The sequence below is a fragment of the Halolamina sp. genome, assembly GCF_036626355.1.
Lineage (GTDB): Archaea > Halobacteriota > Halobacteria > Halobacteriales > Haloferacaceae > Halolamina.
This window is the reverse complement of record NZ_JAZKRY010000107.1, coordinates 1-8,681: the sequence shown is the minus strand read 5'-3', so window position 1 is coordinate 8,681 and position 8,681 is coordinate 1. Positions and strand designations below refer to the sequence as shown.

The window sequence follows — 8,681 nt, the reverse complement described above, 5'->3', positions numbered from 1 at the left end:
CCAGTCTCCGGGACGGTTAGGGTATCGGGGGACACGTACTAAGAATACCCCCCGAGAGGCAAAAGTCCTCGTCCACCCGCTGTGCTCTCGCAGTCGGGAGCGGCTCCGTCTCATGTCGACCGTCCCTCCCGGTCGTCGTCGCCGCCAGCCTCTCCTCACGGAGTAGCTCCCAGTTCGGGCTTTCCGTTCGGCCGTTTGCCTCCCGCAGACCCGAACTCGAATTGCTCGAGTGCGGCGCCAGCGAACGCGCCATCCGTCACCACGAGTGAGGCCGAAACCAGATGCTGGACGACGACGACGAACAGCCCGACCCCGGCGACGTCGGCGGGAGCACTCCAGATCACGACGGGGATCGCCGTAGCGAGTAGGACGGCTACAGCGCTGCCGATGGTGGCTGCTCGGAGGCCTCGGCGCATCTCACCTGTGGTGCCGTCGTGACGGCCAATCCAGACGCCCAGTACGATTCCGAGGGCTATCGGGACGACCACGCCGATGATGTCGACGATGCTCCAGTACGCCGAGACGGTGATGCCGACGGTACCGAAGAGCGGAACCGGTCCCTGTCCTGGGTCGCCACCGATCCATCGACGCAGGACGATGGCCGGGACGGTGCTCACGAGGAGGGTGACAATCGCCATGACACCCGCGACAGTCCCGATTCGGTTGGCGTTCATACAGGCTACTGGGCAGTCAGCCACCAACGCTGTTGGCCCGGGGACAGGCGCAGAGACGCAATTTTAGTCGTCCTGACCCCTTGTGTGTCGAGGAAGACAGGCCCGTACACGCGCGACCGAGCACGAACCGTGCGAACGGTCTGGACCATCTACAATGTGTACACTGTGTGAACATCTCTTATGGTCTCGCCGCCTCAGATGCATTTATCCCGGGCCCGCCCTGCAACACGGGCATGAGTCGTATCTTCGAAGACATGCTCGTGGTCGACCTCTCGACGTTCGTCACCGGGGGGTTCTGCTCGCTGATGCTGGCGAACCAGGGCGCCGACGTCGTGAAAGTCGAGCGCCCCGGCGCCGGCGACGATATCCGTCACTCCGGCCCGCCGTTCATCGACGGCGAGTCACCCTACTACTGGACTGTCAACTACGGGAAGAAGTCAGTCGAACTCGACCTGAAGAGCGATGCCGGGCTGGCCGCGCTCTACGAACTGGCCGAGGAGGCAGACGTGTTCCTCCAGAACTTCCGGCCGGGCACCGCCGACCGCCTCGACGTGGATTACGAGACGATTCAAGCGCTGAACGACGACGTCATCTACTGCTCCATCTCGGCGTTTGGCGACACCGGCCCGTGGAGCCAGCGCCCGGGCTACGACCTGCTCGTCCAGGGGATTTCGGGCATCATGAGCGTCACCGGCGAGGAGGGCGGTGACCCCGTGAAGGTGGGGCTCCCCCAGACGGACCTGATTACGGGTATGTGGGCGGCGTTCGGCATCTCCTCGGCGCTTTACCGTCGCGAGATGACGGGCGAGGGTGACTACATCGACCTCGGCATGCTCGACTCGGCGCTCCCGTGGCTTACAAAACAGGCCGGCAAGAGCTTCGCCGGCGAGGAGACCAAGCGCATGGGGACGAAGGACCCGGTGCTCGCACCCTACCAGGCGTTCCGGACCGCCGACGGCTACATCAACATCGCGGCGCTCAACCCGAAGCTCTATCAGGGGTTCTGTACGGCCATCGGTCGCGAGGATCTGATGGAGGACGAGCGCTTCGCGGAGAACGCCGACCGTGTCGCGAACATGACCGAACTGGAAGCCGAAATCGAGGCGACGCTGACCGACCGACCCACTGACGAGTGGATGGACGTGTTCGTCGACGCCGGAATCCCGGCCGGGCCGGTGCAGGAAGTCGACGATGCGCTCCACAACGAGCAGACCGAGGCGCGTGGCGTGATGACGACGATGGAGCGTGACGGCCAGGAGATCCCGGTCATCGAGCACCCGCTCAACTACGACAACGCAGACAGCGGCTTCGAGTCACCGCCGCCCGAACTGGGCGAGCACAACGAGGCGGTGTTCGCGGAACTTGGCGTCGACGAGGCGCGACTCGAGGAGATGCGCGAAGCAGGGGCGTTCGGCGGGGGCGACTGACTCGCCGTCCGATCGAAGCGGTGTCTCTCCCCGGTGTGAGCGGGTTGCTGCCGGCTTCCTTCGAGCAAAGTAGCTCTCTCCCGCGAAGTGGATGGAACGACTCATAGTGATTACGGCGAATAGTGTCATCGAGGGTGTCGAACGCCGCCGGTTCAGGGGCTCCCATCACCGACACGGATGGTCACGGCGGGACGGACTCGCAGTAATCAGTATGAGGCCGTGGGTTCTTCCCGACGACTGGGAGTGAAGCGGGCGGCATAAGTAGGATGGCACCCAACCGCCGGCAATGACCAACGACCGGCAGTTCACCGGTCTCCTCGCTGCCGCGGCAATGGGAGTGTATCTCCTCGTCGCCATCGGCGCGACGACGGCAGTAACGGACGCTGCCGCGGCCTGTCAGGCGTGGCCCGTCTGTGGGAATGGATTCGCCCTGCCAGCCACCGCCGACGGCTGGTTCGCGTTCGGCCACCGTGTCGCCGCCGCCCTGGTCGGCCTCCTTCTCGTGTTCGCCACAGTCGAAGCGTTCCGCCGCGGCGAGTCCCGCCGGGTTCGTGGCTCGCTCGCGGCCGCAACGACGCTCTACCCGTTCCAGGTCGCCGTCGGCGCCGTCGTCGCGACAACCGCCGTCGTCGGCTCGATATCGGCGCTCCACCTGGTCGTCGGCGTCGCGATCTTCGGTAGCGTCCTCGCGGCACTCGCATGGACACTCGAGGCCGCCACCGGGAATCCGGACGACGAACCGGCTTCGCCACTCGACGATGAACTCCCGCCAGTCGAGGAATCACCCTCGCCGGAACTGCCCGAACCCGGCTGGCCTCGTACCAAGGCGAAGCTCCGAGCGTACGGCACGCTCACCAAGCCGCGACTGATGTGGCTGCTCTGTCTGGTCGCCTCGGCGGCGATGGCGCTGGCCGGCGGCAGCGGGCTGACCGTCTCAGTGCTCGCGCGCACCCTCGCCGGCGGCGCACTCGCGATTGGCGCCTCCGGCACGTTCAACCACGTGCTCGAGCGCGACGTCGACCGCCGGATGCAGCGGACCAACGACCGGCCGCTTGCCGTCGATCTCGTTCCCGTCCGAAACGCCGTCGTGTTCGGTCTGGCGCTCGCGGCCATCTCGATCGGGCTCTTCGCGTCAATCAACGTCCTCGCAGCGGTGCTGGGACTGATCGCCATCCTGTTTTACAGTATCGTCTACACGCTGATTCTCAAACCCAACACGGTCCAGAACACCGTCATTGGCGGTGCCGCCGGCGCGCTCCCAGCGCTCATCGGCTGGGCCGCCGTCACCGGCGACATCGGTTGGGGCGGCCTGGGGCTTGCGATGGTCGTCTTCCTCTGGACGCCCGCACACTTCTACAACCTCGCGCTCGCCTACAAGGACGACTACGCGGCCGGCGGCTTCCCGATGATGCCGGTCGTCCGCGGGGAGACCACCACGCGACGGCATATCCTCTGGTACCTCGGCGCCACGCTCGTCGCCACGGCGGCGCTGGCCACGGTGGCCCGCCTGGATATCCTGTTCGTCGCCGTCGGCGTCACACTTGGCATCGTCTTCCTCCGGGAGGTTGTGAAACTCCACTTCGAGCGAACCGAGTCAGCGGCGTTTCGAGCGTTCCACGCCTCCAACGCCTATCTCGGCGGCGTGCTGCTCGCGGTTGTCATCGACGCACTCGCTGTCTGACCAATGTTCGACAGGATCGACGCCGATCGCTTCCCGCGGCCCGAGCCCTGGTTGCTTGCCGTCGCCGTCGCGGTACTCTACCTCGACGTGATGGCACTCACCGGCTACTGGCTGTTCAGCGGTGCAACCATCACCGATCCCCGGTACGCGATCTACGGGCTCGTCTGGGTAAACGCCTCGATCTGGGTGTTCCTCCGGACGGACGTCCCCGACGCCAGCCGCTCGACGGCCCGTCGCGCGCTCGCGGTCGCGGTCGGCTACTTCGCGATACTCGCGTACACCGGTGGGCTCGTTAGCCCGGGCGTCGATGCCGCCGTCTCGGGATTCTCCGTGCTGTGGCTCCCGCCGGGCTGGGGACCCGCCCTCACCTACCAGGGTGAGCTGGTTCGGCTGGTGCTGATGCCCGCACGCGTCGCCGGCTACCTCGCACTCGCCTATCTGGTATACGTGACGACGATCGACGCCGCGGCCTCCGCCGTATCGGGTATCGTTGGACTCTTCTCCTGTATCTCCTGTAGCTGGCCGGTGCTCGCATCCGTGGCGACGGCGCTGTTCGGCGGCGGCTCGTTCGTGGCCGCAGCGACCCAGAGCCACACGTTCGGCATCTCCACGGCCGTCTTCCTCGTGACGGTGGCGCTGCTCTCCTGGCGGCCCGCGTTTCGGTAGGGTAGCAGTGTCACCGGCGCATCGCTTATGTACGATGCTGTGCTACTACGTGTCGTGATGACGAACGTAGAAATCGAATACTGCGTCCCGTGTGGTATGCTGCCGCGCGCACAGGATCTCCAAGAAAGCATCCTCGAGGAGTTCGGCGAGCAGGTCGACCAGGTGGCGCTCGTCACCGGCGACGCCGGCGTGTTCAAAGTCCGGGTTGACGGCGAGCAGGTGTTCGACAAGGAGGAAGCGTCCTACGACGAGGAGGCCATCGTCGACTCGGTCCGTAGCCGCGTCGGTGCGACGGCCTGAGGTCACTCCGCCGGCTCGGTTTGACAGAGGAGAAAGGGCCACTCGCCGTCGTCCATCTCGCTTCTGACGCCGAAGCGCTCCTCGACGCTGAGCCCGGCCTCCTCGAGCAACCGCTCAGTCTCCGCCATCGGGGGAAACGACCACGCCATCCGCGTCCCGGTCTCCAGCCAGTCGTCGTTGGCGCCGGTCCAGTCGTCGCCGATGGAGAAGAGAAACCTCCCCCCTGGTTGAAGCACTCGCCCGACCTCGGCGTAGCACTCCCTGTGCTCTTCAACTGGCAGATGGATGACCGAGTAGAACGCCGTGACCACCTCGAAGCTGTCAGCGGCGAACGGGAGCAGTGTCATATCGCCGGTGACAAGCGCGGCGTCGGTCCGGGTGCAGGCGAGGCGCAGCTGTTCGCCCGAGAAATCCAGGCCGACCGCGTTCTCGCTCGGTAGCTGCTGGAGCGGTCCCCGGCCTCCCCCACAGCCGAGATCCAACAGGCGTGGGGCGTTCCCAATCACGTCCCGGAGCCGCTCGAGCCCCTCGTGTTCCACGTCGGCTGTCCGCTCTGCATCGTACTCCCTGGCCAGTTCGTCGTAGCCGGCGCGGACGGTCCGCTTCTGATTGTCCACAGGGTTATCTCCGAGCGAGCCGGCATCTGTGTTTCCCACGCATGGTACTCAATGACGAACAGCTGGGGGCTATCAGAACCGGTAACCGGAGCGAACGGTTATTAATCGGGAACGAGTGGGTGAACCCATGCCGCAGGCTCACGAATCGCCGTACGCCGCGCGGCTCGTCCTCGTACTCGGGGACGACGACCAGGCGTCGGAACTCGTGAGCACACTCGCAGACGACGGGCTGGAGACCGTCCGCGTGGCCGCTGCACCGGAAGCGCTGGCCACGCTCGACGCCGTCGACGTGTCGCTGCTTGTCGTCGTCGAGGACGCTGTCGCACGACCGACGGACCTGTTCGGCGCTGCTGCACGGAACGGTCACCGGCCGCCCGGGCTCTACGTCGGAGAGAAAACGCAGAAACTGCCGCCGGGGGTCGAGCAGGCGCCCTCGTCGCCGGAGGCTGCTGCCGCCGCAGTTCGCCAGCGGCTCCTCGCTGAATCAGCCGCGGACGCCGACCCAGCGATCGAACGAGACCCGCTTGCAATCTTCGGCTCGACAGTCTCCCACGAACTGAGAAACCACCTTGGTACCGCCCGTCTCGCTGTCGAACCCCTGGAGGGTCCGACGACGGAACAGGCGTTCTCGGCGCTCGACAGGCTGGAGACGTTAGCGACGGAGGCGGAGGCCATCGCCTCCAACGAGGTGGAGGAACCCGATCCTGTGGATCTTTCCGAGGCTGGATCGGCAGCCGCAGACCGGCTCACCGGTCCTGACGCGAGAATCGTGATCGAGGCAGGACAGAGCATCGCCGCCGACAGGGACCTGCTCACGCTGATGATCGAGAACCTGTTCTGGAACGCTGTCGAACATGGCTCGACGCACAGTCAGACGCAGTCCGCCGACGCCGTGGGAGGTGGCACTGTCACTATCCGCGTCGTCGATACGGAGAACGGCTTCGCTGTCGTCGATGACGGTCCCGGCTTCGAGAGTGAGGACCCGTTCGCGTGGGGCTACACGACCGGAGATGGACAGGGCGCCGGACTCGCCATCGTCAGAAGTATCGCCCAGGCCCACGGCTGGTCGGTCTCAGCAAGTAACGATGACGGTGCTCGCGTCGACGTGATCGTCTAACGCCGATCCGGATCTCGACTATGCCTGACAGCTCTCGAGCCACTTGTTGGCCCAGTCCTCGATCTCACTGAACACCGGGCCGAGCGATCGACCCTTGTCGGTCAGCGAGTAGTAGGTCGCAACCGGTGCGTCCTCCTCCAGGCGACGAGCGACGAACCCGGACTCCTGCAGGTCATCCAGCACCCGCGAGAGCGTGCGGGCGTTCGCCTCGGTCGACCGTTTCAGTTCGTTGAACCGTTTCTCGCCCTCCTGCAGGTCGTGGAGGACGACCAGCCGCCACTGGGAGCCGATCTGTTCGACGGAGTCAACGACGGGACAGACCGTGTCCTCGCGGGCTGAATCGGCTCTGTGAGCCTCCTCGAGATCCGTAGACATACTGTATCAGATCCTATGTTGGGCACCGATTAAGCCCTTTCCCTCAGAACTGTCTCCCGACTGAAAGATCGTCCACGCAACCCGCGCTATGACACGGGAATGCACAACACGAAAAGGCATATGTTGGTCCGCCCACTTATCAGTGCCATGAGCGCAGATAGGGCCCCGTTGCGACAGGCCCTCGCGCGTGGCGAGGAGGAGGGTGGCTCGATCGAGTTCAAAACGCGCCTCACGCGCGACACCCACCTCGTCGACGGGCGCCTCGAATCGCTCGCAGCACAGCTCCGCCATCGCGTGCTCTCGGGCGATGGTGAGGCAACGTACGTCATCGGCGTCGACGACGACGGCGCGATCGCGGGCATCAGCCCCGATACGTTCTCCGAGTCGATGGACGTGCTCTCACTTCTGGCCGAAGAGGCCGACGCCCACATCGACGACGTGGAGACGTGGGGCATCGAGGAGCAACACTCCTCGGGCAGTCGGATGCAGTCCGACGGCATCGTCGGCATCGCGACGCTCCAGGATGGGCCGATGCTGGAAACTGACGACGAACACGTCGTCGTCGGCACCGCCGGCCACGTCGACCACGGCAAATCGACGCTCGTGGGGACGCTCGTCACCGGTGACCGGGACGATGGCCAGGGCGGCACCCGCTCGTTCCTCGACGTCCAGCCACACGAGGTGGAACGCGGGCTCTCGGCGGATCTCTCCTACGCCGTCTACGGCTTCGACGAGGAAGGGCCGGTTCGGATGGACAACCCCGACCGGAAAACCGACCGTGCGGGCATCGTCCAGGAGGCCGACCGGCTGGTGAGCTTCGTCGATACGGTGGGTCACGAGCCGTGGCTCCACACCACCATCCGCGGGCTCGTCGGGCAGAAACTCGACTACGGACTCCTGGTCGTCGCCGCTGATGACGGGCCGACGGAGACGACCCGCGAGCATCTGGGTATCCTGCTCGCGACCGAACTTCCCACGCTGGTCGCCATCACCAAGACCGACATGGTGCCAGATGGACGCGTCGAGGAGGTAGAAGACGAGGTCGAGGCGATGCTCCGAGAAGTGGGTGAGACGCCGCTCCCGGTCGACCGCCACGGCATCGGCGCCGCCATCGAAGAGATCGGCACAACGGTCCCGATCCTCCGGACGAGCGCCGTCTCGGGGGAGGGAATCGACCAACTCGATACGCTGTTCGAGGCACTCCCCAAGCGCGAGAGCGACGCCAATGCGCCGTTCCGAATGTACGTCGACCGGAGCTACAGCGTCACCGGCGTGGGCGCCGTCGCCTCGGGCACCATCAACGCGGGAACCGTCGAGGCAGGCGACGAACTGCTGCTCGGGCCCATGCCCGACGGAAACTTCCGCGAGGTCCAGGTCCGCTCGATCGAGATGCATTACCACCGGGTGGACAAGGCCACTGCCGGCCGCATCGTCGGCATCGCACTCAAAGGCGTGGACGAAGCGGAGATCGAGCGCGGGATGGCGCTGGTTCCCCGGAACAGCGAGCCCAACCCGGTCCGGGAGTTCGAAGCCGAAGTCGTCGTGCTGAACCACCCGACCCGCATCGGCGAGGGATACGAACCGGTCGTCCATCTGGAGACCGTGGGAGAGGCGGCGGTGTTCAGCCCCGAGAAGGGTCGCCTCCTCCCGGGTGACACTGGCCGAACGACGGTCCGGTTCAAGTTCCGGCCGTATCTGGTCGAGGAGGGCCAGCGGTTCGTCTTCCGGGAGGGCCGGAGCAAGGGGGTCGGAACCGTTCGCTCACTCGACACGAGCTAAGGGGAACGCGTTTCGGGACGGCTTCATAGTGATTACTGCCAATAG

9 protein-coding genes are annotated in these 8,681 nt (G+C 65.6%); 6 read left to right on the top strand and 3 right to left on the bottom strand.

What is annotated here, in order from left to right; genetic code table 11:
- Positions 1 to 155 precede the first annotated feature (155 nt).
- Positions 156 to 674, bottom strand: a complete 519-nt coding sequence (locus V5A38_RS13545) for a hypothetical protein (protein ID WP_332326296.1) — start codon at positions 672 to 674, stop codon at positions 156 to 158.
- 233 nt (positions 675 to 907) lie between these two features.
- Here V5A38_RS13545 and V5A38_RS13540 point away from each other — a divergent pair, with 233 nt between their 5' ends.
- The 4 genes from V5A38_RS13540 (at position 908) to V5A38_RS13525 (ending at position 4,748) form a co-directional block, all read left to right on the top strand.
- Positions 908 to 2,101, top strand: a complete 1,194-nt coding sequence (locus V5A38_RS13540; RefSeq protein ID WP_332326295.1) for a CaiB/BaiF CoA-transferase family protein — start codon at positions 908 to 910, stop codon at positions 2,099 to 2,101.
- Positions 2,102 to 2,387: 286 nt separating this feature from the next.
- Positions 2,388 to 3,782 (top strand): heme o synthase, encoded by a 1,395-nt coding sequence (locus V5A38_RS13535; protein WP_332326294.1) that lies wholly within the window; start codon positions 2,388 to 2,390, stop codon positions 3,780 to 3,782.
- 3 nt (positions 3,783 to 3,785) lie between these two features.
- Positions 3,786 to 4,448, top strand: coding sequence for a hypothetical protein (locus tag V5A38_RS13530; protein ID WP_332326293.1), 663 nt, complete (start codon positions 3,786 to 3,788; stop codon positions 4,446 to 4,448).
- Between the two features lie 57 nt (positions 4,449 to 4,505).
- A complete protein-coding gene (locus V5A38_RS13525; protein ID WP_332326292.1) occupies positions 4,506 to 4,748 on the top strand; it encodes an Rdx family protein in 243 nt (80 codons plus the stop codon).
- A gap of 2 nt (positions 4,749 to 4,750) precedes the next feature.
- Here V5A38_RS13525 and V5A38_RS13520 read toward each other — a convergent pair whose 3' ends face one another.
- Positions 4,751 to 5,365 carry a methyltransferase domain-containing protein gene (locus tag V5A38_RS13520; protein ID WP_332326291.1) on the bottom strand — a complete coding sequence of 205 codons (615 nt, stop codon included), beginning with the start codon at positions 5,363 to 5,365 and terminating at the stop codon, positions 4,751 to 4,753.
- A 127-nt stretch (positions 5,366 to 5,492) separates the two neighbouring features.
- Between V5A38_RS13520 and V5A38_RS13515 the strand changes: the two genes are divergently transcribed.
- Positions 5,493 to 6,482, top strand: coding sequence for a HAMP domain-containing sensor histidine kinase (locus V5A38_RS13515; RefSeq protein ID WP_332326290.1), 990 nt, complete (start codon positions 5,493 to 5,495; stop codon positions 6,480 to 6,482).
- A gap of 18 nt (positions 6,483 to 6,500) precedes the next feature.
- Here V5A38_RS13515 and V5A38_RS13510 read toward each other — a convergent pair whose 3' ends face one another.
- A complete protein-coding gene (locus tag V5A38_RS13510; protein WP_332326289.1) occupies positions 6,501 to 6,857 on the bottom strand; it encodes a helix-turn-helix domain-containing protein in 357 nt (118 codons plus the stop codon).
- 147 nt (positions 6,858 to 7,004) lie between these two features.
- Between V5A38_RS13510 and V5A38_RS13505 the strand changes: the two genes are divergently transcribed.
- Complete coding sequence (locus tag V5A38_RS13505) at positions 7,005 to 8,636, top strand: GTP-binding protein (protein WP_332326288.1); 1,632 nt, start codon at positions 7,005 to 7,007, stop codon at positions 8,634 to 8,636.
- Positions 8,637 to 8,681: the final 45 nt, after the last annotated feature.

What these genes read in the sequence shown, in the direction of transcription:
- V5A38_RS13545 (WP_332326296.1), bottom strand. Translation starts at nt 674, where the DNA reads ATGAACGCCAACCGAATCGGGACTGTCGCGGGTGTCATGGCGATTGTC.
- V5A38_RS13540 (WP_332326295.1), top strand. Translation starts at nt 908, where the DNA reads ATGAGTCGTATCTTCGAAGACATGCTCGTGGTCGACCTCTCGACGTTC.
- V5A38_RS13535 (WP_332326294.1), top strand. Translation starts at nt 2,388, where the DNA reads ATGACCAACGACCGGCAGTTCACCGGTCTCCTCGCTGCCGCGGCAATG.
- V5A38_RS13530 (WP_332326293.1), top strand. Translation starts at nt 3,786, where the DNA reads ATGTTCGACAGGATCGACGCCGATCGCTTCCCGCGGCCCGAGCCCTGG.
- V5A38_RS13525 (WP_332326292.1), top strand. Translation starts at nt 4,506, where the DNA reads ATGACGAACGTAGAAATCGAATACTGCGTCCCGTGTGGTATGCTGCCG.
- V5A38_RS13515 (WP_332326290.1), top strand. Translation starts at nt 5,493, where the DNA reads ATGCCGCAGGCTCACGAATCGCCGTACGCCGCGCGGCTCGTCCTCGTA.
- V5A38_RS13510 (WP_332326289.1), bottom strand. Translation starts at nt 6,857, where the DNA reads ATGTCTACGGATCTCGAGGAGGCTCACAGAGCCGATTCAGCCCGCGAG.
- V5A38_RS13505 (WP_332326288.1), top strand. Translation starts at nt 7,005, where the DNA reads ATGAGCGCAGATAGGGCCCCGTTGCGACAGGCCCTCGCGCGTGGCGAG.